This window comes from Nocardiopsis sp. RV163, from assembly GCF_001029525.1.
Lineage (GTDB): Bacteria > Actinomycetota > Actinomycetes > Streptosporangiales > Streptosporangiaceae > Nocardiopsis > Nocardiopsis dassonvillei.
In genome coordinates this window covers 1-23,849 of record NZ_LEKI01000018.1, presented here as the reverse complement: position 1 = coordinate 23,849, position 23,849 = coordinate 1, and the positions used below count along the sequence as shown (strand labels likewise).

The 23,849-nt window shown below is 71.4% G+C and carries 21 protein-coding genes; 11 read left to right on the top strand and 10 right to left on the bottom strand.

Annotation, left to right across the window (positions count from 1 at the left end):
• Positions 1-755: 755 nt before the first annotated feature.
• The 3 genes from ABD54_RS05635 (at position 756) to ABD54_RS05625 (ending at position 4,053) form a co-directional block, all read left to right on the top strand.
• A complete protein-coding gene (locus ABD54_RS05635) occupies positions 756-1,847 on the top strand; it encodes an inositol-3-phosphate synthase (RefSeq protein WP_047868363.1) in 1,092 nt (363 codons plus the stop codon).
• Between the two features lie 89 nt (positions 1,848-1,936).
• Complete coding sequence (locus ABD54_RS05630; RefSeq protein ID WP_047868362.1) at positions 1,937-3,232, top strand: MFS transporter; 1,296 nt, start codon at positions 1,937-1,939, stop codon at positions 3,230-3,232.
• 95 nt (positions 3,233-3,327) lie between these two features.
• A complete protein-coding gene (locus tag ABD54_RS05625; protein WP_047868361.1) occupies positions 3,328-4,053 on the top strand; it encodes a bifunctional 2-polyprenyl-6-hydroxyphenol methylase/3-demethylubiquinol 3-O-methyltransferase UbiG in 726 nt (241 codons plus the stop codon).
• Between the two features lie 3 nt (positions 4,054-4,056).
• Here the strand turns inward: ABD54_RS05625 and ABD54_RS05620 are convergent, their stop codons facing one another.
• A complete protein-coding gene (locus ABD54_RS05620) occupies positions 4,057-5,556 on the bottom strand; it encodes a CCA tRNA nucleotidyltransferase (protein WP_047868360.1) in 1,500 nt (499 codons plus the stop codon).
• Positions 5,557-5,899: 343 nt separating this feature from the next.
• Here ABD54_RS05620 and ABD54_RS05615 point away from each other — a divergent pair, with 343 nt between their 5' ends.
• The 6 genes from ABD54_RS05615 (at position 5,900) to ABD54_RS05590 (ending at position 15,886) form a co-directional block, all read left to right on the top strand.
• Positions 5,900-8,473 carry a DUF6049 family protein gene (locus ABD54_RS05615; RefSeq protein WP_047868385.1) on the top strand — a complete coding sequence of 858 codons (2,574 nt, stop codon included), beginning with the start codon at positions 5,900-5,902 and terminating at the stop codon, positions 8,471-8,473.
• 177 nt (positions 8,474-8,650) lie between these two features.
• Positions 8,651-10,480, top strand: a complete 1,830-nt coding sequence (gene murJ, locus ABD54_RS05610) for a murein biosynthesis integral membrane protein MurJ (RefSeq protein WP_047868359.1) — start codon at positions 8,651-8,653, stop codon at positions 10,478-10,480.
• A gap of 159 nt (positions 10,481-10,639) precedes the next feature.
• Positions 10,640-12,424, top strand: a complete 1,785-nt coding sequence (gene murJ, locus ABD54_RS05605; RefSeq protein ID WP_047868358.1) for a murein biosynthesis integral membrane protein MurJ — start codon at positions 10,640-10,642, stop codon at positions 12,422-12,424.
• A gap of 279 nt (positions 12,425-12,703) precedes the next feature.
• On the top strand, positions 12,704-14,323 hold the full coding sequence (locus ABD54_RS05600) for a protein kinase family protein (protein WP_047868357.1): 1,620 nt from the start codon (positions 12,704-12,706) through the stop codon (positions 14,321-14,323).
• A 22-nt stretch (positions 14,324-14,345) separates the two neighbouring features.
• Positions 14,346-14,972: an RNA polymerase sigma factor SigM gene (sigM, locus tag ABD54_RS05595; RefSeq protein WP_047868356.1), complete on the top strand. Its 627-nt coding sequence runs from the start codon at positions 14,346-14,348 to the stop codon at positions 14,970-14,972.
• Complete coding sequence (locus tag ABD54_RS05590) at positions 14,969-15,886, top strand: hypothetical protein (RefSeq protein WP_047868355.1); 918 nt, start codon at positions 14,969-14,971, stop codon at positions 15,884-15,886. Before sigM ends, ABD54_RS05590 begins: the two co-directional genes overlap by 4 nt.
• 103 nt (positions 15,887-15,989) lie before the next feature.
• On the opposite strand, the gene ABD54_RS28290 is transcribed toward ABD54_RS05590, so the two are convergent.
• A complete protein-coding gene (locus tag ABD54_RS28290; RefSeq protein WP_082166705.1) occupies positions 15,990-16,142 on the bottom strand; it encodes a helix-turn-helix transcriptional regulator in 153 nt (50 codons plus the stop codon).
• Between the two features lie 419 nt (positions 16,143-16,561).
• Between ABD54_RS28290 and trxB the strand changes: the two genes are divergently transcribed.
• Positions 16,562-17,494 carry a thioredoxin-disulfide reductase gene (trxB, locus tag ABD54_RS05580; RefSeq protein ID WP_047868353.1) on the top strand — a complete coding sequence of 311 codons (933 nt, stop codon included), beginning with the start codon at positions 16,562-16,564 and terminating at the stop codon, positions 17,492-17,494.
• 65 nt (positions 17,495-17,559) lie between these two features.
• Positions 17,560-17,883 carry a thioredoxin gene (trxA, locus tag ABD54_RS05575; protein ID WP_047868352.1) on the top strand — a complete coding sequence of 108 codons (324 nt, stop codon included), beginning with the start codon at positions 17,560-17,562 and terminating at the stop codon, positions 17,881-17,883.
• A gap of 136 nt (positions 17,884-18,019) precedes the next feature.
• Here the strand turns inward: trxA and ABD54_RS05570 are convergent, their stop codons facing one another.
• From ABD54_RS05570 to rpmH, 8 genes are all read right to left on the bottom strand, one after another.
• Positions 18,020-18,958, bottom strand: a complete 939-nt coding sequence (locus ABD54_RS05570; RefSeq protein ID WP_047868384.1) for a ParB/RepB/Spo0J family partition protein — start codon at positions 18,956-18,958, stop codon at positions 18,020-18,022.
• A 28-nt stretch (positions 18,959-18,986) separates the two neighbouring features.
• Entirely contained in the window at positions 18,987-19,802 is an 816-nt protein-coding gene (locus ABD54_RS05565; protein ID WP_200904047.1) for a ParA family protein, read from the bottom strand.
• 134 nt (positions 19,803-19,936) lie between these two features.
• The gene (gene rsmG / locus ABD54_RS05560) at positions 19,937-20,647 is read right to left on the bottom strand and encodes a 16S rRNA (guanine(527)-N(7))-methyltransferase RsmG (protein WP_047868351.1); all 711 of its coding nucleotides are present in this window, start codon (positions 20,645-20,647) and stop codon (positions 19,937-19,939) included.
• Between the two features lie 338 nt (positions 20,648-20,985).
• Entirely contained in the window at positions 20,986-21,474 is a 489-nt protein-coding gene (locus ABD54_RS05555; RefSeq protein ID WP_047868350.1) for a R3H domain-containing nucleic acid-binding protein, read from the bottom strand.
• Positions 21,475-21,611: 137 nt separating this feature from the next.
• Positions 21,612-22,556 (bottom strand): membrane protein insertase YidC, encoded by a 945-nt coding sequence (yidC, locus tag ABD54_RS05550; RefSeq protein WP_047868349.1) that lies wholly within the window; start codon positions 22,554-22,556, stop codon positions 21,612-21,614.
• A gap of 28 nt (positions 22,557-22,584) precedes the next feature.
• Entirely contained in the window at positions 22,585-22,899 is a 315-nt protein-coding gene (gene yidD / locus ABD54_RS05545; protein ID WP_026114436.1) for a membrane protein insertion efficiency factor YidD, read from the bottom strand.
• Entirely contained in the window at positions 22,896-23,369 is a 474-nt protein-coding gene (rnpA, locus tag ABD54_RS27025; protein ID WP_082166701.1) for a ribonuclease P protein component, read from the bottom strand. The genes yidD and rnpA overlap by 4 nt, the downstream gene beginning before the upstream one ends.
• 94 nt (positions 23,370-23,463) lie before the next feature.
• Entirely contained in the window at positions 23,464-23,607 is a 144-nt protein-coding gene (gene rpmH, locus ABD54_RS27020) for a 50S ribosomal protein L34 (RefSeq protein ID WP_013155858.1), read from the bottom strand.
• Between the last annotated feature and the right edge of the window lie 242 nt (positions 23,608-23,849).

Genomic DNA, 23,849 nt, shown 5'->3' with positions numbered 1-23,849 from the left:
CACAGGTCGCGAAGACGTAAGCCGCTTCTTCCTCCTGGTCGTTGGCCTGCGGGAGCGACAGCCCTCGGTGCTCGGTGCCTACGGAAACGCCGCCGCGGCAGGGGCTGGGTCCGGGGGCTCTACCGGCTACGCACGCAAATCACAGGTCACGTTAGAGCGATCGAACGGTATAGCACAACCCACGCGCGAGGTTATCGCGCGTCTTGGGACACCTGGCCACGTTTCGCCGAGAACCGCCCGTCCTGCCAGTTCAGCGCGGTCAAACCGAACCCCGACGAGTCGGCCGGGCGTCGACCCGCCCGAGAAGTGTTCGGTGTCGGCGCTGGTAGGGATGGGTCTGTGAGATTTTCCCCGCAGGACTCCGGGGGTTCACGGAGGGCGGCCGACGCGCCGGACGCACCCGCGCGGACGCGTGTCACAGGTCTGGCATGCGGGCAGGCGGGTGAGCGGAGATAGAGTCAGAACTGAACAAAACAGCCAGACATGCATGTTCCCCCTGCGGTTCCCGGTCGCGGGGCGCGAACCGTGCCCGGTCCGTCCGCCGAGGCGGCGCGGAGGGCGCGGGGACCGCGCGCGCCGGACACCGACCGCTGAGGGCGGTGCGGGACGGCGGGTGGGAACAGAAACGCCGTGTGCGCTGCTGACCACATACGGGAAACGAACGCGTGGCGACGGGGCCCGGAACCGCCGTCGGCGCGGTCCCGTCGTCGTGCGCCGTGGAATCCATGTTCGCGAACAAGAAGGAGCAAGGACCAATGGGTTCGGTACGTGTAGCCGTCGTGGGCGTCGGCAACTGTGCGGCGTCGCTCGTCCAGGGCGTGCACTACTACAAGGACGCCAACCCCGAGTCCCGGGTACCAGGCCTGATGCACGTGCAGTTCGGCCCGTACCACGTGCGCGACATCGAGTTCGTCGCAGCCTTCGACGTGGACGCCAAGAAGGTCGGCCACGACCTCGCCGACGCCATCACGGCCAGCGAGAACAACACCGTCAAGATCTGCGACGTGCCGCCGACCGGCGTCACCGTCATGCGCGGACCGACCTACGACGGGCTCGGCAAGTACTACCGGGAGATCATCCAGGAGTCCCCCGAGGACGCGGTGGACGTGGTCGCGGCGCTCAAGGCCAGCAAGGCCGACGTGCTCGTGTCCTACCTGCCGGTGGGCTCGGAGGAGGCGGGCAAGTTCTACGCCCAGTGCGCGATCGACGCGGGCGTGGCCTTCGTCAACGCCCTGCCGGTGTTCATCGCCTCCGACCCCGAGTGGGCCGAGAGGTTCACCAGAGCTGGTGTGCCGATCATCGGCGACGACATCAAGTCGCAGATCGGCGCGACCATCACCCACCGCGTGCTGTCCAAGCTGTTCGAGGACCGCGGCGTGATCGTGGACCGCACGTACCAGCTCAACTTCGGCGGCAACATGGACTTCAAGAACATGTTGGAGCGCGACCGCCTGGAGTCCAAGAAGATCTCCAAGACGCAGTCCGTCACCTCCCAGATCCCGCACGAGCTGAAGGCCGGCTCGGTGCACATCGGCCCGTCGGACCACGTGCCGTGGCTGGACGACCGCAAGTGGGCCTACATCCGCCTGGAGGGGCGCGCGTTCGGCGACGTGCCGTTGAACCTGGAGTACAAGCTGGAGGTCTGGGACTCCCCCAACTCCGCGGGCATCATCATCGACGCGGTCCGCGCCGCCAAGATCGCCAAGGACCGCGGCATGGGCGGCCCGGTCCTGGCCCCGTCCTCCTACTTCATGAAGTCCCCGCCCGAGCAGTACAGCGACGCCGAGGCGCACGAGAAGGTCGAGCGGTTCATCGCCTCGGGCCAGCAGGACGGCGCCGCCGGTTAGACCGCTCCTGAGGGCGGTCCCCGCGCACGGCCGGGGCCCGCTCCTCCCCGGGGCCGTCCCGGCCCCGGGCACGGCCTAACCTTGGTGCCGTGTCCTTCTTCGGTGATCTGCGCGTGGTCCTGCGGGGGCCCCGGTTCCGCCGCCTGTTCGGCACCCGGCTGGTGGCGCAGTTCTCCGACGGGGTGTACCAGGCCGGGCTGGCGGGCTTCGTCTTCTTCACTCCCGAGCAGCACACCAGCGCGGGTGCCGTCGCCGCCGCCTTCGCGGTGCTGCTCCTGCCGTTCTCGGTGGTGGCGCCGTTCGCCGGGGTCCTGATCGACAGGTGGCCCCGGCGCCAGATCCTGCTGCTGTCCTCCCTGGCCAAGGCGGCGCTCGCGGTGGCGAGCGCGTTCCTGGTGGCGGAGGGCGAGAGCCCGGCCTTCCTCCTCACCGCGCTCCTGGTGCTGAGCGTCAACCGCTTCTTCCTGTCCGGCCTGTCCGCCGGGCTGCCCTACGTGGTGGCCCGGGACAAGCTGATGACGGCCAACGCGGTCACGCCGACCAGCGGTACCGCGGCGAGCTTCCTGGGCGCGGGGGCGGGCGCGGCGATCGGTCTGGTCGGCGGCGAGGACGTCCTGGGCACCGGGCTCGTCCTGTTCGCGGCCGCGCTCGGCTTCGCCGGGGCGGCGCTGGTCTCCCTCACCCTGGGCCGCGACGAGCTGGGCCCGCACCTGGAGCGGGAGCCGGACGAGGTCGCGGCCGCCGTGCGCAACGTGGTGCGGGGCATGGTCTCGGGGGTACGCCACCTCTGGGCGCGCCCGGAGGCCCGCGACGCGCTGCTCACGATCGGCGGCCACCGGGTGCTGTTCGGGATCTCCACGCTGCTGACGCTGCTGCTGTACAACAACACCTTCACCGGCGGCGGCGTGGCCGGGCTGGCCGGTTTCTCGGTGGCGATGGGCCTGTCGGGGGCCGGGTTCCTGGTGGGCGCGGCGGCCACTCCGTGGGCGACCGCCCGGATGGCCCCGGGGACGTGGATCGCGCTGCAACTGGCGGCGGCGTCGGCGGTCCTGGTGGTGTTCGGACTGCCCTTCTCGCCCGTGCTCTTCCCAGCGGCCGCGTTCGCGCTGGGCTTCGTCTCGCAGGGGGTCAAGGTCACCGTCGACACGTCGGTTCAGCGACATGTCGACGACGCGTTCCGGGGGCGGGTGTTCTCGGTGTACGACGTGCTGTTCAACGCAACGTTCGTCCTGGGCGCGGCGCTGGCCGCCGCGCTGGTCCCGCCGTCCGGGGTGAGCCCCGCGGTGGTCGTGGCGATGGCCGCGGCCTACCTGGTGACGGGCGCCGCCTGGGTGGTGCGCGAGCGCCGCGCCAGCGCCGCGGAGGCGGAGCGCGAGGCCGCGTAGCGCCTTGTCGACCCGGCGACACATCGACACGTCACCACGCGGTCACCTGCTGTAGTCTCCATGGGGAGACTCGTCGACAGCGGGGATGGTCCGCCATGAACACCGGTGACGCACTGGGCGATACCTCCAGCGCACTCGGGCAGCGGGGGGTGGTCAAGCGCGTCGGGGCGGTCTCCCGCCAACTGCCCGTCCACGGCGACCGCCTGCTCGACGTGGGCTGCGGCGACGGCACCTGCACGGTCGAACTGGCCGGGGGCTACGTGCGCGTGGACGCGATCGACCTCGAACCGGAGCGGCTCGACGCGTTCGCCGGGCGCATCGCGGGCACCGGGCTGGAGGACCGGATCGGCATCCACAAGATGTCCGCCGACGCGCTGGCCTTCGACGCCAACACCTTCGACCGCGTGACCGCGTTCGAGGTGGTCGAGCACGTCGAGGACCTGGAGGGCACCCTGCGCGAGGTCCGCCGGGTCCTCAAGCCGGGCGGCGCGTTCTCGCTGACCACGCCCAACCGCTGGTTCCCCTTCGAGACCCACGGCGTGCTCTGGGGCGGCCGGCGCCGCTCGGCGCTGACCGCGCCCTTCCTTCCCTGGGTCGGGCCCCTGCACGCGCGCATGTCGGACGTACGGGCGTTCACCACCCAGCAGATGGGCCGACTGCTGCGGGGGGCCGGGCTGCGCGTGGGCGCCATCGACTACCTGATGCCGCCGTTCGACAGCCGCACCACGGCGTTGCAGACCCTGTCCGACGCCCTGGAGGGCACACCGCTGCGCGTATTCGGCATGGCCATGGCGGTCACGGCGGTCAAGCCGGGCCGCTGACGCTCACAGGTGCTCGGCCGCCCAGGCGCGCAGCTCCCCGGTCGCGGCCTCCTTGCCCATCGGGCCGTTCTCCAGGCGCAGTTCCAGCAGGAAGCGGTACGCGCGGCCGACCACGGGACCCGGCTTGACCCCCAGGATCTCCTGGATCTCGTTGCCGTCCAGGTCCGGGCGGATGCGGTCCAGTTCCTCCTGCTCGGCGAGCAGCCCGATCCGACGCTCGATGTCGTCGTAGGAGCGCGCCAGCGCCGCCGCCTTGCGCCGGTTGCGGGTGGTGCAGTCGGCGCGGGTGAGGATGTGCAGCCGCTCCAGCTGCGCCCCCGCGTCGCGCGCGTACCGGCGGACCGCGGAGTCGGTCCACTCGCCCCTGCCGTAGCCGTGGAACCTCAGGTGCAGTTCGACCAGGGTGCTGACGTCGGACACCACGTCCTTGGGGAAGCGCAGCGCGGTGAGCCTCTTGCGGCTCATCGAGGCGCCCACCACCTCGTGGTGGTGGAAGGTCACCCGCCCCCCGGACTCGAAGGCGCGCGTCTTGGGCTTGCCGACGTCGTGCAGCAGCGCGGCCAGGCGCAGCACCAGGTCGGGCTCGTGACCCCGCTTCTCCTCCAGCTCGATGGCCTGGTCCAAGACGGTGAGCGAGTGCTCGTAGACGTCCTTGTGCCGGTGGTGCTCGTCGATCTCCAAGCGCAGCTTGGGGATCTCCGGGAGCACGTACCGGGCGATGCCCAGGTCCACCATGAGTTCGACGCCCCGGTGCGGGTCGGGGCTGAGCATGAGTTTGGTCAGCTCGTCGCGGACGCGCTCGGCGGAGACGATGGAGAGCCGGTCGGCCATGTTGCGGGCGGCCTCGGCCACCTCGGGCGCCAGGGCGAAGCCGAGCTGGGCGGCGAAGCGGACCGCGCGCATGATGCGCAGCGGGTCGTCGCTGAAGGAGTCCTCGGGCCTGCCCGGGGTGCGCAGCACCTTGTCCCGCAGGTCGGACAGGCCGCCGAACGGGTCGACGAACTCCAGGCCGGGCAGGCGCACCGCCATGGCGTTGACGGTGAAGTCGCGGCGCAGCAGGTCGTCGTGGATGTCGGTGCCGTAGGCCACCTCGGGCTTGCGGGACTTGGGCGCGTAGGACTCGCTGCGGTAGGTGGTGACCTCCAGGTGGAGGCCCTTCCTGCGCAGGCCCACGGTGCCGAAGTCGATGCCGACGGTCCACACGGAGTCGGCCCAGCCGTCCACGAGCTCCAGGATGCGCTGGGGCACCGCGTCCGTGGTCAGGTCCACGTCGTTGGCGGGCCTGCCGAGGAGGGCGTCGCGCACCGGCCCGCCGACGAGGGCGAGCTGCTGTCCGTGCGCGGCGAAGCGCTCGCCGAGTTCCTCCGAGACGGCCGGGAAGGAGTCCGCCAACGCCGTGACCGCTGCACGCTGCGCGCCGGTCAGCGCACCCGCACCCGGTGCGTCCCCGGCGTCCGGCTGCTGGACGGCGTCGCTCTCCCGCGAAAACTCTGTGTTCGGCACACCACGAGACTAGGCGGCGCCCGAAGCAAACCGCGAATCGTCCCCGCCCCCCGGTACCGGGCCGTACACGGTTCGGAGGCCACCGCCCGGCGGGGGCGCCCGGTCTCCCCCGCACGCCGCGCGGCGGCAGCGACCCGACTCCACGCACGGGGAAGGCGGTATCTTCGAGGGAAGTGGTAGGACGCCCCGGTTGCCCCGCGTCCACCCGACCCGCGTACGCCGTGTGCGCCGTGCGGGTACTTCCGACCGTCCCCCCGCACCGCGTCACCGGCGGGACGGCCACCTGGACCCGAGTCAGGAAACCGGTCAAGCGTTGCGTCGATTTGCCTCCGCGACGGTGGTCATGGCCTTCACCACCGCGCTGCTTCCGATACCGGCCACGTCCGCGAACGCGGAGCAGACGGCCGATCCGCTCGTCGTCGAGCGCGTCACACCGGACGCGGCCGACGAGGACAGCACCCTGCGGGTCACCGGTGAGGTGACCAACACCACCTCCGAGGGCCTGAGCGACGTCAGCGTGCGGCTCAGCTACTCGCGGCACCCCTTCAGCGACCGAGGCGAACTGGACGAGTTCGCCTCGGGAGAGGGCTGGCAGCCCGACGCGCCGGGGCCCGACGAGGAGGTCACCGCCGAACTGGCCCCCGGGTCCAGTGCCGAGTACTCCCTGAGCGCGCCGGTCGAGGACCTCGGCCTGGACTCCTACGGCGTGTACCCGCTGGTCGTCGAGGCCGTGGCCGGGGACGGCCGGGTCGTCGGCTCCCAGTACACCTTCCTCCCCTACACGGGCGGGGACGACGCCCCGTCCGTCGACATCGCCTGGGTGTGGCCGCTGATGGCGCCGCCGCAGCGCGCGGACGAGGACACCTTCCTCAACGACGGGCTGCACTCGGAGGTCGCCGCCGACGGCCGCCTGGGCCGCCTGCTGGCCGCGGGGGCGCAGGAGCCGGTGTCCTTCGAGGCCGGGGAGGAGGACCTGGTCGAGCTGCTGGGCCTGAACGAGGAGTCCGCGGAGCCCTCGGAGGGCACGGCCACCGCGGAGGAGAGCGCCGAGGCCCTCCCCACGGAGGAGGCGGCCGGAGAGGGAGCGGAGAACGCCGAGGACGCGGACGAGCCCGCCGAGGAGGCCACCGGGCGCGACGAGGGGGTGCCGGTCACCTGGGCCGTGGACCCCGGCACGCTCGACGACATCCTGCGCATGGCCTCCTCTGAGCACGCGGTCGTGGAGGACCCCCTCGCGGTGCCCGCCGAGTCCGAGCCCGTGCGGCACCGGGCCGAGGCCGACGAGGCCGCACAGGTGTGGCTGCGCGAGGCCCGCCGCGTGCTGGCCGCCGACCACGTCGCCGCCACCCCCTACGCCCGGGCCGACCTCGCCGCCCTGCTCCGGCACGACATGGGCTCCGACGCCGAGGCGGCCCTGCGGGTCGGCCGGGAGGCGGTCCTGCGGGCGCTGGAGACGGAGGCCGACGAGACCTTCGCCCTGCCCCCCGGCGGCCTGATGGACGGGGGCGTCCACCAGTTGCTCGCCTCGCACGGCGCGACCCGCTTCCTGCTGGACGAGAAGGCCGTGCCCGCCTCGTCGTTGCTGTCCACGACCCCCACGGCGCAGGCCCCGCTGCCCGCGCCGGAGGAGGAGGCGTCCGAGGAGCCCTTCGCCCTGGTCGCCGACCAGGGCATCACCGACGTGCTGTCCATGCCCACCGGGGAGCCGGGCCAGTCCGAGCTCGCGCTCCAGCGCTTCGCCGCCGAGACGGCGATGATCGCGGGCGAGAACGCCGGGGACGGCCGGGTGGTCGTCGCCTCGCCGGAGCCGGACTGGAACCCCGACGCCGAGTTCGCCCGCGGCGTGCTGGCCGCCTCCGAGGACCTGCCGTGGCTCTCCCCCCGGAGCCTGGACGGGGTCGAGCTGCCCGACGCAGGTGAACGCGAGCGGACCCGCCGGTCCCTGACCTACCCCGACAGCGCCCGCGGGGAGGAGCTCAGCTCCACCTACCTGGAGCTGGTCGAGGACGTGAGCCGGGACGTGCGCCTGTTCAACAGCGTCCTGGTCGGCGACAGCGACCCGCTCCGCCCGGCGCTGCTGCGCCTGGAGTCGGTGTACTGGCGGGAGGAGGAGGCCCTGGCGGGAGCCACCCGCGCCTTGGTCGACCAGGACGTGCAGGACCGCATGAACGACGTGCGGGTCATCCCCGGCGAACCGGTCACCCTGGCCAGCCGGACCGGCACCACCGGCATCCTGGTCGCCAACGACTTGGAGGAGGAGACCGTCTTCGTGAACCTGTCGGTCTTCTCCGAGAACTCCGACCGCCTGAGCGTGGGCGAGTACAACCACTCCTTCGAGCTGGAGCCGGGCACCAGGACCACGGTCTACATCCCGCTTTCGGCCCGGGTCAACGGCCGCACGGTCCTCAACGTGGGGCTGCAGAACTCCGAGGGCGAGCCGATCAGCAGCCAGGACGTCGAGATCCCGGTGAACGCCACCGGTCTGGGCACCCAGGCGCTGGCCATCAGCGGTATCGGCCTGCTGATCCTCGTCGCGGCCCTGGCCCCGCGCGCGCTGCGCAAGTGGGCCCGCGGCAAGGCGGCCGCGGCCGCCTCCGAAACCGCCGGTACCGCCGAGGCTCCCGAGGCCGCGGAGGCCGCCGGGACCGCAGCCGAGGCGGACCGCGACGGCGCGGACGCCGAGGACTCCGCGGGCGTCACACACTCCGGGGGGACGCCCTCCGGGACGGACCGGGACACCGCCCCGGACACGTCCGGGGGCCCCTCCTCCGCGGAGGCCGCCTCCCCCGCCCGGGACGCGGCCCCGGACGGAGCCGAGGACACCGATCGGCCCGAGGACCCCTCCGGCCAAGAGATAGCCGACTCCCCAGCCGCGGCGGGCGGCGCGGAGCGGGACCGCGACGGCACGGGCACGTGACCCAGCGGTTCCGGAGAGGGTGATATGGCTCCCTACCGACAGGACGCCATGTCGACACACCCGCACGTCTCCATGTCGGCGCACGCGGTCCGCACCCGCGTGGCCGACCCGCGGACGCCGGACCACGGCGCCGCGGCCGGACATTCCCCAGTCGGACGAAAGGAAGCCTGATCCACGGTGGTCACCGACTCTTCGAACGGCGGCGGGAAGCACCGCCGACGCCCCCAGCCGCAAGCACCGGTCCCGAGCGCGGTCCGTCCCGACAGCGGCCCCACGCCAACCTTCGAGGAGGGTGACGTGCCGGGTCCCGTCACCGGCACCGCCCCCGCGCACGGGTCCGGAGGGGACTCCGGCGGGGGCTCCGGCCAGGGCGGGGACGCCGGGTCGGGCGGCGGCATGATGCGCTCCAGCGCCATCATGGCCGTGGGCACCCTGGCCTCCCGGATCACCGGCTTCGCCCGCACCATCGTGCTCGGCGCCGCCATCGGCACCCACCTGCTCGGTGACGCCTACCACACGGCGCACACGATCCCCTTCATCCTCAACGACCTGCTCATCGGCGGGCTGATGGCCAGCGTCATCATCCCGTTCCTGGTCAAGCGGCGTAAACGCGACGCGGACGGCGGCAAGGCCACCGAGGACCGGCTGTTCACCACCACGCTGCTGGCGCTGCTGCTGCTCACCGCGGTCGCGATCGCGGCCGCCGAGTTCCTCATCTGGCTCTACGGCTCCCGGTTCACGCCGATCCAGTTCGACGCCTCGGTCTACCTCGCGAGATACCTGCTGGCGCAGATCTTCTTCGTGGGCATGAGCGGCCTGCTGAGCGCCATGCTCAACACCCGCAACCGGTTCGGCGCGGCCGTGTGGGCCCCGGTGCTGAACAACCTCGTCATCATGAGCGTGGCGGCCGTGTTCCTGTGGGTGGCCGGTCCGGGCCGCACCCCCGAGACCGTCACCGACGGCCAACTGACCCTGCTGGGCGCGGGCACCGCGGGCGGTATGGCCCTCCAGGCGGTCGTGCTGTTCGTGGCCCTGTCCCGCACCGGCTACCGCTGGCGGCCCCTCCTGGACCTGCGCGGCTCCGGGCTCGGCGACGCCGTGCGCACCGCCGGGTGGATGATGCTCTACACCCTGCTCACCCAGGCCGGGCTGTGGATCACCACCAACATCGCCAACGCCGCGAACGTGGCGAGCATCAGGGAGGGCCTGGACGTCGGCGCGGGCATCAGCGCCTACAACCTGGCGTACCAGCTCTTCCAGTTGCCGTACGCGATCATCGCGGTCTCCCTCATCACCGTGCTGCTGCCCCGGATGAGCGCCCACGCCGACGACCACGACTGGGACGCCGTCCGCGCGGACTTCTCCCGCACCCTGCGCGTCTCCGCGTTCGTGCTGGTGCCGACCGCCTTCGCGGTGGCGATGTTCGCCGAGCCGCTGTCCGTCCTGGCCTTCGCGCGCGGTTCCATCTCGGTGGACGACGCGGAGAGCATCGGCCAGATCCTCGCGGTCATGTCGCTGGGCCTGGTGCCCTTCACCGTGTTCCAGCTCATGCTGCGCGTTTTCTTCGCCATGGGCGACACCCGCACCCCCGCGATGCTCGGCCTCGCGAACCTGGCCGTCCACAGCGGCCTGGCGCTGACGTCCTACCTGGTGCTTCCGCCGAACCTGGTGGTCGTGGGCGTGGCCGCGGGCTTCATGGTCTCGTTCCTGTCCGGGCTGACCATCGCCGGAATCGTGCTGAGCCGGCGCATCGGGGGGCTTGACGGCAAGCACGTCATTGGCACATTGTTGCGCCTGCACCTGGCCGTCGTCCCGAGCATCGCGGCCGGCCTCGGTGTGCTCTGGGCCTTCGACACCTACGTCGGCCCCGGCCTTGCCACCTACATCGGCGCCCCGGCCGCCGGATGCGTCCTGGGCGCGCTGCTCTTCCTGGGGTGCGCGCGGCTGCTGCGCGTCCCCGAGCTGACCGGTGCCGTGGAACTGATCCGCGCCCGGCTGCGTCGTTGATGCCGTGACCCCATCCCCCGGCTCTGACCCGCCGAGGCCCCCGAAGCCGCCCGAACGAGAGTGAAGGACAGCACGACGGTGTCCAGCGAGCTGCCGCAGCGGACGTCCCCCGGGGACGCCGAGCCGCCCGACGGGAACAGAGCCCGTCGGCGGCCCGCCATGGTGATGCCGGAGGACGTGCTCGACACCTACGAGCGCGAGGAGCCGGGCACCGAGCCCGAGACCGGGCTGCACACGCTCCGGGACCCGAGCGACATCGGCGACGTGGGCACCGCCGACCGCTTGGAGGACGGCGACGAGATCGGCGGTACCTCCCACACGGCGCCGGGCAACCTCGCCCGGTCGAGCGCGATCATGGCGCTGGGCACGATCGTCTCCCGTGTCACGGGCTTCGTGCGCACCATCATCCTGGCGGCGGCGATCGGCACCCAACTGCTGGGCGACGCCTACCAGACGGCGGGCATGGTCCCGTACATGGTCTACGACCTGCTCATCGGCGGGCTGCTGGCCAGCGTGTTCGTGCCGTTCCTGGTCAAGCGGCGAAAGCTGGACGCCGACGGGGGCGACCGCGTCGAGCAGCGCCTGGTCACCCTGATGCTGCTGGTGCTGTTCGCCCTCACGCTGGTGTCGGTGCTGGTCGCGGAGTGGTTCATCCGCATCTACGCGGGCGGGTTCTCCGGCGCCCAGTACGAGGTCTCGGTCGTCCTGGCCCGGTACCTGGTCACGCAGATCTTCTTCATCGGCGCCAGCGGGCTGGCCAGCGCGATGCTCAACGCGCGCAACAGGTTCGGCGCGCCCATGTGGGCGCCGGTGCTGAACAACGTGGTCATCATCGGCGTCTGCGTGTGGTTCCTGAACCTGGCCGGTCCGGGGCGCACCCCCGAGACGGTCACCGACGGCCAGCTGATGCTGCTGGGGCTGGGCACGGCCCTGGGTCAGGTGGTCCAGGCCGCCGTCCTGGTGTGGGCGCTGGCCGCCGCGGGCTTCCGCTGGCGTCCGCGCCTGGACCTGCGGGGCTCGGGCCTGGGCGAGGCGGCCGGAGCCGCCTCGTGGATGATGCTCTACATCGTCGTCGCGCAGGTGGGGGCGCTGGTCTCCACCAACGTGGCCACCCGCGCGGGCGCCCTGGCCGCCGACGCGGGCTTCGGCTCCGGCGCGGGCATCGCGGCGTACAAGTTCGCGTCGATGCTCTTCCAGCTCCCGTACGCGGTCATCGCGGTCTCGGTGATCACCGCGCTGCTGCCCAGGATGAGCGAGCACGTGGCCGCGGGCCGCAAGGACCAGGTCCGCAGCGACTTCTCGCGCGGCTTCCGGCTGTCCTCGGTCCTGATCGCGCCGCTCTCGGTCGCGATGATCGTCTTCGCGATCCCGTTCTGCGTGCTGATCTACGCGCAGGGCAGCACGAGCGCCGAGGACGCGGCCGCCATCGGGCGCATCCTCATGGTCTTCTGCGTGATGCTGATCCCGTTCACGCTCTTCCAGCTCCAGATGCGCGTGTTCTACGCTCTGGGCGACACCCGGACCCCGGCCCTGGTGTCGATCCCCTCCGAGATCGCCCACGCGACCACGGCGATCGGCCTGCTGTTCCTCGTGGAACCGCAGCACGTCGTGGTGTGGCTTCCCGTACCGTACGGCCTGTACTACATCGTGGGCTCCGTCATCATGTGGTACATGCTGCACCGGCGGCTCAACGGCCTGGACGGGCGCCGGACGGCGGCCACGCTGCTCCGGCTGCACCTGTCCGCCGTCCCGTCCGCCGTCTTCGGGGTGGCGATGATCTACCTCTTCCGAGACCTGCCGGGCGAGGTCTGGCCGGGCCTGGCGGCGATGGCGGCGGGAGGCGCCGTCGGAGCCGTGCTGTTCGTGGTGACCGCAAAGCTTCTCAAAGTGACAGAAGTCACATCCTTCCTCGATTTGCTCAAAACCCGGTTGCGACGCCGCTGATCACCAGGAATAGCCGAGATTGAGCGGACCCGCTCCGTTAAGCACCGGAAGGTGGCCGAGTATCCGTTGTCCTCCGAAGATGCTGTTCACGCGTCCTAGCATGGACAGGCATCGCTTTACCGCTACCGCATTGTTCAACCGAACTGCCCGAAGGGAGGCTGGGGACAGCAGGCAGGGCCGACGGACCCCTCGCGCGCACCCCGTAACGCTCCGGTCCGCACACGGCCAGGGAGCACGGACGCACGCGAAACCACGGCACTGGCACCCGTCACTCCCATCATGAGCACCTTCCTCATCGAACCCGGTGCGAAGCTGGCCAACCGCTACCGCCTGGACCAAGTGGTGAGCGAGACCGGCGGCGCCGCACGCTGGAAGGCCACCGACGAGACGCTCGCGCGTCCCGTCGCCGTGTGGACCTTCGCCGAGGGCTTCCCGCGCACGTCCGAGGTCGTGCGCGCAGCCCGGGCCACGAGTCGTATCCCCGACGCCCGCGTCACGCAGGTCTTCGACGCCGACGACTCCTCCCCCGTCCCCTACGTGGTCGAGGAGTGGGTCATCGGCTCCTCCCTGGCCGACCTCCTAGCGCAGGGCCCCATGGAGCCCGAGCGCGCCGCCGGACTCGTCGCCGAGGCCGCCGAGGCGATCGCCGCCGCGCACGCCGGAGGCCTGCACCACCTGTGCCTGACGCCGAGCAAGCTCATGTGGAGCAGCGGCGGCGCGGTCAAGGTGACCGGCATCGGTGTGGACGCCGCCCTGCTGGGCGCCGGCAACCACGACCCCGCGGCCACCGACGCCCAAGGGCTGGGCAACCTGCTCTACGCGGCGCTCACCGGGCACTGGCCCGGCGGCCCGCAGAGCGGCCTGCCCGCCGCACCCGAGGGCCCCGCGGGCCCCTACCCTCCCCACCACATCCGCCAGGGCGTCACCGAGCCCCTGGGCACCATCACCACGCGCGCCGCCCTGCCGCAGCTCGCGGGGCAGTTGGTGCCCGGGCCGCCCATCGCCTCGCCGGCCGACTTCTGCGCGGCCATGGCCGAGGTGCCCCGGCTCATCCCCCTTCCCGTCACCCAGGCCGAGTCGGCCCCGCCCGTGCCCGGGACCTCCCGGCGCACCGGCGAGTTCGACAGCACCGGCCCGCGCCGAAGCCCACGGGGTACCCGCGGCGGGGCCGCGGTCGCACGGGACGACCAGGAGGCCCGCCACGGTTCCGTCGGACGGACGGGCCCCGCCTCGCGGGGCGGCTCCGAGGTGCGTGAACGGCAGGGCCCCTCCCGGATGGAGCAGCGGACGGAGCGCACCCAGCCCTCGCTCCGCAAGATCCTGGTCGGCGTGGCGGCCCTGGTGCTGTTCGCCGGTGTGGTCGCCGGCGCCTGGACTGTCGGGACGATGTTCAGCACGGGCGGAGGCGAGGAGGCCCCGCCCGAGGGCGGCGACCAGGCCTCGGACGGCGGCGGGGAGGTGGAGCTGAGCCCGCTGGAGATCCAGGGGTCACGCGGCCTCAACCCCCACGGCAACACCGACGAGCACTCGGACAAGGCGGGCCGCGCCCATGACGGGGACACCGCCACGGAGTGGAACACCCAGGGCTACAGGGACCCGCTCAGCGCCATCAAGCCCGGCGTGGGACTCCAGCTCGACCTCGGCGCCGTCCACGAGGTCCACGAGGTGGACCTCAACCTCGGCGGCAGCGGCTACGAGTTCCAGATCCTGGCCGGCGAGAGCGACTCGGACAGCGAGACCGGTTACGACGTCGTCGGATCGGGCACGGGCGGCTCCCAGGTCGTCACCCTCGACGAACCGGCCGAGGCCCGCTACGTCGTGGTCTGGTTCACCGAGCTGGCCGGGTCCGGCGAGTGGAGGGGCACGGTCTACGAGGCCGAGGTACGGGGCGTCGAGTAACGGGGTACGTGATCGGGTACTGATGGACGCGCTCCAGGAGCTTCCTGACCGGGAGCTGTTGACGAGGCACGCTCAGGGCGACGACCAGGCCTTCGCGGTCCTGGTGCGTCGGCACCGCGAGCGCCTTTGGGCTGTCGCCGTGCGCATGATGGGCGACCGCGAGGAGGCCTCCGACGCACTCCAGGACGCCTTCCTGTCCGCGTTCCGCGCCGCCGACCGCTTCCGCGGCGAGGCGCAGGTGAGCACGTGGCTGCACCGGATCGTGGTGAACGCCTGCCACGACCGGCTGCGCCGCCGCAAGGTGCGCCCGGCCACCCCGACCGAGGACGAGACCCTGGACGTGATGTCCAACGAGAGGCTCACCCGCTCGGGAGGAGGGCCCGACCACGCCTCGCGGACCGAGACGCGCCTGGACGTCAACGCCGCGCTGGACCTGCTCCCGCTGGACCAGCGCATGGCGCTGACCCTCGTGGACATGCTCGGCTACCGGGTGGAGGAGGCGGCGCAGATCCTCGACGTGGCGTCGGGGACCGTCAAGAGCAGGTGTGCGCGGGGTCGCGCCAGACTTCTCCCGTCTCTGGCCCATCTGAGGAACCCCCGACAGGCCGGAGACGTCACAACTGGGAGAGGAGGTGCCAACCCATCGTGACGTCCCATCCAGACGCGGAGGCACTCGCCTTCTTCGCCGAGGAGCTCCTGGAGCCCGACGAGGAACGCACCGTCGCAGCCCACATAGACACCTGCGCGATCTGCGCGACGACCCTGGGAGAACTCGCCGGGGTGTCCGAGGCGCTGGCCGCCGCACCGGCCCCCGCCCTGCCCCGGGACGTGGCCGCCCTCCTCGACCAGCGCGTCGCGGAGGCGGTGCGCGAGCGCGCCTCGGTGCTCCCCGGCGGCGCGGCCGCCGAGGAGGGCGCCGCACCGCCGCCGACCGGGGGCGGACCGGCGTCCGGCGGCGCCACGGTGACCCCCCTCCCGCGTCGGCCCCGGACCGGGCGGAGCCTGAGCAGGGCCCGGCTGATGATGCTGGCCGCCGCCGCGGCGGTAGTCGTGGGGGGCGGCGGCGCGGCCCTGTTCAACGGCGTGCTCACCCCGGGCGGGCAGGACGGCGAGACCGGTGTCGCGGCGCCGCTGGCGGAGAACGGCCAGGAGAACGCCCCGGACACGGCGCAGTCCTACACACCGCAGGTAGTGCGGAGCGAGACCGTCTACACCGAGGGGGCCCTGACCGAGCAGGCCGCCCGGACACTCGACCTGTCCCCCGTGGGCGGGCCCGGCGCCGGGGGCGGAGGCGAACCCGGCGGGGGCGCGGAGACCGGCCCCCTGGCCGCCGAGGCGGCTCCTCCCGGCCTCCAGGAGTGCGTGGTGCTTCTCAGCGAGGAGTTCGGCGGTCACTTCACCCTGGTCGACGACGCCCACTACGGCGGCGGGGGCTCCCCCGCGTGGGTGCTGTTCTCCCCCCGGGGCGAGCGGTTCGATGTGTACGTGGTCGACCCGGCCTGCGCTCAGGGCGGTGCCCCCGGACAGAACGTCCTCGCCAAGGAGACCGTCCGGGCCCCCTGACCGCCCCGGGCCCGTGTCCGCATGACGCCGTGTCCGCATGACGCCGTGTCGACATGTCGCCGGAGCGGGAACGGGGCCCGGTCCGCCGCCCTCGGGCGTCCGGTCACCGGCCGGCACGGACCAGGCCCGTCTCGCAGGCGCCCGCCTCCTGGCCGACCCGGCCGCGGGCCGCGAGCTCGGCCAGGGGGCGTGCCACGCGGGTGCGCGCGGTCGCCGGACTCGGGTGGAGCGCGGCGCCGACCTCAAGGTTCGGCATGCCGCGTCCGGCGGCGGCCGTCCTCGTGGCCGCCCCGGCCCTGAACGCCCCGTGGGGGATCGCGGCGGGCGCGACCACCCCGGAGGTGCGGCTCGCCCTGCGCGGCCCCCAGCGGCGCCCCTGGGGGCTCCCGGACGGGTCTCGGGTTCGCGCGGCCTCCCGGAATCGTCCCGCGCCTCCCCGTCGGCCCCCTATAGCCCGGGGCCCCGACGGCCGCGCGGAAGCCGTCCGGCCGCTGACAGGCCCCGGGGATGGCCCGGGAAGACGCACGGGACCGCCTTCGGCTCATACCCCACCCCCGTAACCTGGGGCGATGTCCCGCAGGGAATGCCCTGCGCCTACCATCGGTTGTGCTAACCAACTTTCCCTGAGGTCACACGGCGTGGCCAGGGCAGCGACTGTGTGAAGGGCCAACGAGCGTGAGTGACGTCCGCAATGTCATCATCATCGGTTCCGGACCGGCGGGGTACACCGCCGCCGTGTACGCCGCCCGTGCCGAGCTGCGACCCCTGGTGTTCGAGGGCTCCATCACCGCCGGCGGCGCTCTGATGAACACCACCGAGGTCGAGAACTTCCCCGGTTTCCCCGACGGCGTCATGGGGCCCGACCTCATGGACCACATGCGCAAGCAGGCGGAGCGGTTCGGCGCCGAACTGGTGCCGGAGGACGTCACCGAGGTCGACCTGAGCAAGCCGGTCAAGGAGGTCGTCGCGGGCGGTGAGACCTTCCTCGCCCGCACTGTCATCCTCGCCACCGGCTCCGGCTACCGCGAGCTGGGCGTCCCGGGCGAGAAGGAGCTGTCCGGGCGCGGCACCTCCTGGTGCGCGACCTGCGACGGCTTCTTCTTCCGCGACCAGGACATCGCGGTGGTCGGCGGCGGCGACACCGCCATGGAGGAGGCCCTGTTCCTCACCCGGTTCGCGAGGTCGGTGACCGTCATCCACCGCCGCGACCAGCTACGCGCCAGCCGCATCATGGCCGAGCGCGCGCACGCCAACGAGAAGATCACCTTCCTCTGGAACTCGGCGGTCACCGAGGTCCTGGGCGAGGAGCGCGTCTCCGGCCTCAAGGTGCTCGACACCGAGACCGGCGAGACCAGCACCCTGGACGTCACCGGACTGTTCGTCGCGATCGGCCACGACCCGCGCGTGGAGCTGTTCGACAAGCAGATCGAACTCGACGAGGAGGGCTACGTCAAGGTGGACTTCCCGTCCACGCGGACCAACCTGGAGGGCGTCTTCGCAGCGGGGGACGTCGTCGACCACCAGTACCGGCAGGCGATCACCGCCGCGGGAACCGGCTGCTCCGCCGCCCTGGACGCCGAGCGCTACCTCGCCGCGCGCGGCAACTAGGGGCGGGCCCTCCGCCACCGACTGCCCCTCTCCCCCTGCCCCGGATACGCCGAACAAGGAGAACCATGTCCACTGTCAAGCAGGTCACCGACGCCACCTTCAAGGAGGAGGTCCTCTCCAGCGACAAGCCCGTCCTGGTGGACTTCTGGGCCGACTGGTGCGGCCCGTGCAAGCAGATGGCCCCGGTCCTGGACAAGCTGGCCGAGGAGCACGGCGACAAGATCGAGGTCGTCAAGATCAACACCGACCAGAACCCGGAGACGCCGCGCTCCTACAACGTGCTGTCCCTGCCGACGATGAACCTCTACAAGGACGGCGAGGTCGTCAAGCAGATCATCGGCGCCAAGCCCAAGCGCCTCCTGGAGAAGGAGCTCGCGGACTTCCTGTAACCCGGAACCCGCCGCGACCGCGGCTCCTCCGCGAGCCGGTACGGCGAGGGCCCCGAGATCCCTGCGATCTCGGGGCCCTCGCCGTACCGACCCCTTCGCCGGCGGTGTTTCACGTGAAACACCGCCGGCGAAGGGGCTAGCCCATCTGGCTGATGATGCGCTCCAGGTCCTCGTGCGTCGCGAACTCCACGACGATCCTGCCCTTGCGCTTGCCCATGTTGACCTTCACCGTGGTGTCCAGCCGGTCGGAGAGGCGGGAGGCCCACTCCTCGACCTGGGGAGGGTTGGCGGTCCGCGTGGGGGCGCGGCGGACCCTCTCCTCCTCGGGCTCCTCCCTCAGGGCCACCATCTCCTCCAAGGAGCGGACCGAGATGCCCTCCTCCACCACCCGGGCGGCGAGGCGGTCCTGGAGGTCGGGGTCCTCGACCTTCAGCAGCGTCCGCGCGTGCCCGGCGCTGAGCACACCCGCGGCCACGCGCGTCTGGACCTTGGGCGGGAGGGTGAGCAGCCGCAGGGTGTTGGTGATGTGCGAACGGGAACGGCCGATCCGCTGGGCCAGCTCCCCGTGGGTGGCGCCGAAGTCGTCCAGCAGCTGTTTGTAGGCGGCCGCCTCCTCCAGGGGCGTGAGCTCCTGCCGGTGCAGGTTCTCCAGGAGCGCGTCGCGCAGCAGCTCGTCGTCGTCGGTGCTGCGGACGATGGCTGGGACGCGTGTGAGACCCGCCTCCTTGCTCGCCCGCATCCGGCGCTCGCCCATGATGAGCTCGTACCGGGGGCCGTCCTCACCCTCCAGCTTGCGCACGACGATGGGCTGGAGCAGGCCGACCTCGCTGATCGAGTCCCGCAGCTCCTCCAGGGCCTGGTCGTCGAAGTACTTCCGCGGCTGCCGGGGGTTGGGGATGATCGAGCTGAGCTCGACCTCCTCCAGGTAAGTCCCGTCGGGCAGGGCTTCCACCCGTGGCTCGACGGGCTGGGTCTCCTCATCGGAGACGGTGACGGGGGCGGGGGCGGGGGCCGCGGGCCCCTGTGGGATGAGAGCCCCCAGTCCCTTGCCCAGTCCGCGCCGCTGCTGGCTCACCGGCACCTCCACACTCCTCTTCCGCTTGTCAGACCTTGGCCCTGTGGGCGATCTCCCGGGCGGCTTCCAGGTAGGCCACCGCACCGGTGGAAGCCGGGTCGTACGTCATCACCGACTGGCCGTAACTGGGCGCCTCGGACACCCGGACGCTCCGGGGGATCAGCGTCTCCAGGACGGTGTCCCCGAAGTGCGAGCGCACCTCGTCGGCCACCTGCTGGGAGAGCCTGGTCCGGCCGTCGTACATCGTCAGCAGGATCGTGCTGACCGCCAGTCCCGGGTTCAGATGGGACTGGACGAGCTCCACGTTGCGCAGCAACTGCCCCAGGCCCTCCAGGGCGTAGTACTCGCACTGGATCGGGATCATGACCTCGTCGCACGCCACCATCGCGTTGACCGTCAGCAGGCCGAGCGAGGGCGGGCAGTCGATGAGGATGTAGTCCAGATCCGAGGTGTCGTAGGCGGCGAAGGCCCGCTTGAGCCGGGCCTCGCGCGCCACGAGCGAGACCAGTTCGATCTCGGCGCCCGCCAGGTCGATGGTCGCCGGGGCGCACCAGAGGTTGGGGATGTCCGGGACCGGCTGGGCGAGCTTGCGGATCTCCTCGTCCTCCACCAGGCAGTGGTAGACGGACCGGGTCTGGTTGTCGCGCTCCATGCTGAGGGCGGTGGACGCGTTGCCCTGCGGGTCGAGGTCGACCACGAGGACGCGCTGTCCGTGCATCGCCAGGGCGGCCGCGATGTTGACCGTCGTGGTGGTCTTGCCGACACCGCCCTTCTGATTGGCCACACTGATCACCCGGCAGTCCTTGGGCCGGGGCCAGACGTCGCCGGGCCCGCGAACCGCCATGGCCTCATGGGCCGCACGGGCGAGCGGAGTGCCGGGAACCCCGGACGGTGTTTCACGTGAAACATCGAGCAGGTCTCCGTAGGAGGATGTTTCACGTGAAACACCGGGGTTGTCGGATGGGTTCACGAAGGAGTTCACCTCTTCCGTCCGCGCTTCTTCTTGCCGCCGCGCGCCTTCGGCGCTGGCGGACCACCGGTCACCGTGACGCGAACGACCGTGGTAGCGGGATCGACTTTACCCCGCCCCACCCTGATCACATCGCTAACGCTGGGCCGCAGTTTCGAAACGTCTTTCTCCGCTGCGGCCAGCTCGGCCTCCGCCTGCTCCCCCTTGAGCGCCAGCAGGCTGCCGCCCTCGCGCAGAAGGGGCAGGGACCATCCGGCGAGCCGGCTGAGGGGTGCGACCGCGCGGGCGGTGACGAAGTCGGTGTAGACCTCGCCGTGCGCCTCCTCTGCGCGGCCGCGCCGCACTTCGACGTTGGGCAGTTCCAGGATCTCCACGGCCTCGTTGAGGAAGACCGTCCGGCGCAGCAGCGGCTCCAGCAGCACCATGCGGATGTCGGGGCGCAGCAGACCCAGCACCAGGCCGGGCAGCCCGGCTCCCGAGCCGACGTCGACCACCTCCGCGCCCTCGGGAAGCAGTTCCTCCACGACGGCGCAGTTGATGAGGTGCCGCTCCCACAGGCGGGGAACCTCGCGCGGACCGATCAGCCCCCGGCGCACCCCGTCGTCGGCGAGCAGTTCGGCGTAACGCCGCGCCGTCGGCAGGGAAGCGCCGAAGACCGCCTCCGCCTTCGCCGGGGGGTCGGGGAGCGCGGCGCCGGGCTCCTCAGTGCCCGGGGTCATCGGTCACCACCTGTGAACTCGTCCATCATCACTTCCATGTCGGTTCGCCACGGCGTCCGCACACACGGCGGGACCGGTGGGCGAGGGGGGACGCGCAGCGGCGCGGAGAAAAGGGGTCCACCCTGAATCCTACGCGCGGGAGGACACCGCGGTTTCACGTGAAACATCCACGGCCTCCGCTTCTGCCTTCCCTGTGCGCGGTCCCGCCACACATGGCGAGAAGTCGACAGAGCCGCATGCCGACACGGCGGGGGCGCGCACGGCGGGGGCCGGGCACAGACGGAGGGGGTGGCGATGTTTCACGTGAAACATCGCCACCCCCTCCGGAGTGTCCGCGCCTAGGAGGCGGGCCGCACCACCACGTAGCGGTTGGGCTCCTCGCCCTCCGACTCGCTGTGCAGACCGGCGGCGGCGACCGCGTCGTGCACGACCTTGCGTTCGAACGGGGTCATCGGCTCCAGAGGCTGGGTCTGGCCGGTCTCCTTGGCCTTGTTGGCGGCGTCCGTCCCGACCTGGAAGAGCACCTTGCGGCGGTCCTCGCGGTATCCGCCGATGTCCAGCATCAGGCGGCTGCGCTCACCGGTGGCCCGGTGCACCGCCAGCCGTGTGAGCTCTTGGAGGGCCTCCAGCACCTCGCCCTTCTCCCCGATCAACTCGTCGAGGGTGGCGCCGACGACGGAGACCATCGCGCGGTCGCCCTCGACGTCCATGTCGATGTCGCCGTCGAAGTCCGCGATGTCGAGGAGTCCCTCGATGTAGTCCGCGGCGATGTCGCCCTCGTTCTCCAGGGCCTCGACATCGATTCCGGCCTCAGGCGCCTCAGCCACCGCTACGCCACCGCTCTCTTCCTCGCTACTTGCCACAGCGATCCCGTCTCCTCATCCCTCACGCCCTGGCCGCCGTACGCCTCAGGGGCAGTGTCGCCTGCGCACTCGAACGCCTTCTCGGCCGGGAGCCGCAGAACCTAGCGCGGGCCGCCACCGGACCGCTTGGAACGCGACTGCTTCTTCGGCTGCTTGCGTCCGATCTTAGGCTGTTCCTTCGGCTCAGGAGCGGATTCCGCCGCCTTCTTTCGACTGAGCATGCCCTTGGCGGAACCGTTGGTGGAGGCGGCGCTCCCGGCCTTGGCCTGCTCCTGGCCGGGCATCGGCTGCCTGCTGTAGAGGAAGTGCTGCTGCCCCATGGTCCAGACGTTGGAGGTGACCCAGTAGACCAGCACACCCACGGGCATCATGAGACCGAAGAGCCCGAACAGGGGCGCCATGTACATCATGATCTTCTGGGTCTGCATCATGGGGTTGTCGGGCATCTGGGAGACGCTGCGCTTCATGCTCTGGCGCATGGTGAGGAACGTCGTCGTACCCATGATCACGCAGGCGATCGCGATGATGACCTTGGCCATGATCGGGTCGGACGCGCCGAGCGCGAGGAGCTCCTCGGGAGAGCTGTTGAACTGGGCCGCGACGGGGGCCTCGAAGATCAGAGCCGCACGCGCGCTCTCCACCAGCTCCGGGGTGAAGTTGTACTGGGCGTTGCCCTCGGCGACGCTGCGCAGCACGCTGAAGAGCGCGAAGAAGACCGGCATCTGCAGGAGGAGCGGCAGACAACCCATGATCGGGTTGGTGCCGCTCTCCTGGTAGAGCTTCATGGACTCCCGCTGCAAGCGCTCCTTGTCGTGCTTGTAGCGCTCGCGGAGCTTCATGATCTTGGGCTGGATGTCCTGCATCTTGCGCTGCGTGTTCATCTGCTTGACGAACAGCGGCACCAGCAGGAGCCGCATGAACACGGTGAGCAGGACGATCGACAGGCCCCAGGCCCAGCCGCTGTCCGTGTCGAGGCCGATGTAGGTCAGACCCGAGTGGATCTGGACCAAGATCCAGCCGACGATGTTGTAAAGCCAGTCCAGCACCGGCCAACTCCTATGTGATTCGCTTCAGCTACTGGTCCCCGGGAGGGGTTCCGGTGTGGCCGGCTCCGCCCGCAGACTCCTCGGACTCCCCGTTCCGGCGCCCCCTGGGCGGCGGAACCGGATCAAGCCCCCCCGGATTGAAGGGGTGGCAACGGGCGATACGCCGGGTTCCCAACCACAACCCGTACAGAGCACCGTGCACGCGCAGCGCCTCGACGGCGTACGCGCTGCACGAGGGGTAGAAACGGCAGACCGGGGGGAAGAGCGGGCTGATGAAGCGCTGGTAACCCCGGATGGGCAGGATCAACACGCGCGCGAACACCGTCGGTCTGTGCTCGGTCATCGGCCCCACCGCTCTCCGCCCTCGTCCGGGCGTCGGTTCCCTGCTGTCTCGCGCACCGCGGGCTCGGCCGCCGGGGGCCGAGGTCGGCCACGGCCGGACCGGCGGCGCGACGACGTCCCGCGGGGGCGCGTCGCCGCGGCGATCGCGCTGTCGAGTTGGGCGGCCAGGTCCTCGTGCCGCGCGGTGGCGGCGGCGGGTCGGGCGCGCACTACAAGCAGGCTACCGTTTGGCAGAACAGCCAACCGAGACCGCATCAGGTGGCGCAGTCTGCGCTGTACGCGCTTGCGCACCACCGCTCCCCCGACAGCCTTGCTGACCACGAAACCGACCCGCGGGGGGTCGGCGTCCACGACGCCGGAGGGCGGGGGGAGGTAGACGGCGCCCAGGCAGTCCCTGGAAGCGCGCCGTCCCGAACGCATGACGGAACCGAACTCGGCGCTGTGGCGCATCCGGTTCCTCGGCGAGAGCATCGGCTTCCTTCGTGCTTCGGTACTTCTCCCACGACAAAGGGACCGGCCGGCGAGAAGGCCGGACGGTCCCGAAGGGCTTGGTGCTGGGCGTGGCCTAGTGGCTCACGGTCAGCGCCGCGCGCCCCTTGCGACGGCGCGAGGCGATGATGGCGCGACCGGCGCGCGTACGCATGCGCAGCCGGAAGCCGTGGACCTTCGCGCGACGCCGGTTGTTCGGCTGGTACGTACGCTTGCTCACTACTGGCTCCAGGGGCGTGTCAGGATAAGTACTACGACAGACCCCCAGGATATGCGGGGCCTACGGGTGCATGAGCCGCGGCCGCGCCTCCGTGCGGACACGGGCGCAGGCAGATCATCGGCATAAGCATAAAGAAGATACGACCTGGTCCGGCCGGGGTCAAATCGGGCCTGGGGGCGGCCGTTCCGAGCGTCCGGCCGGGCCAGGTCGTATCTTCTTTATGCTTATGCCGATGATCTGCC

Bases quoted from the DNA above. Each gene is read 5' to 3' on its own strand.
- ABD54_RS05635 (WP_047868363.1), top strand. From the start codon at position 756: ATGGGTTCGGTACGTGTAGCCGTCGTGGGCGTCGGCAACTGTGCGGCG.
- ABD54_RS05625 (WP_047868361.1), top strand. From the start codon at position 3,328: ATGAACACCGGTGACGCACTGGGCGATACCTCCAGCGCACTCGGGCAG.
- ABD54_RS05615 (WP_047868385.1), top strand. From the start codon at position 5,900: ATGGCCTTCACCACCGCGCTGCTTCCGATACCGGCCACGTCCGCGAAC.
- murJ (WP_047868358.1), top strand. From the start codon at position 10,640: ATGGTGATGCCGGAGGACGTGCTCGACACCTACGAGCGCGAGGAGCCG.
- ABD54_RS05600 (WP_047868357.1), top strand. From the start codon at position 12,704: ATGAGCACCTTCCTCATCGAACCCGGTGCGAAGCTGGCCAACCGCTAC.
- sigM (WP_047868356.1), top strand. From the start codon at position 14,346: ATGGACGCGCTCCAGGAGCTTCCTGACCGGGAGCTGTTGACGAGGCAC.
- ABD54_RS28290 (WP_082166705.1), bottom strand. From the start codon at position 16,142: ATGCCGAACCTTGAGGTCGGCGCCGCGCTCCACCCGAGTCCGGCGACC.
- trxA (WP_047868352.1), top strand. From the start codon at position 17,560: ATGTCCACTGTCAAGCAGGTCACCGACGCCACCTTCAAGGAGGAGGTC.
- ABD54_RS05565 (WP_200904047.1), bottom strand. From the start codon at position 19,802: ATGGCGGTTCGCGGGCCCGGCGACGTCTGGCCCCGGCCCAAGGACTGC.
- rsmG (WP_047868351.1), bottom strand. From the start codon at position 20,647: ATGACCCCGGGCACTGAGGAGCCCGGCGCCGCGCTCCCCGACCCCCCG.
- yidD (WP_026114436.1), bottom strand. From the start codon at position 22,899: ATGACCGAGCACAGACCGACGGTGTTCGCGCGCGTGTTGATCCTGCCC.
- rnpA (WP_082166701.1), bottom strand. From the start codon at position 23,369: ATGCTCTCGCCGAGGAACCGGATGCGCCACAGCGCCGAGTTCGGTTCC.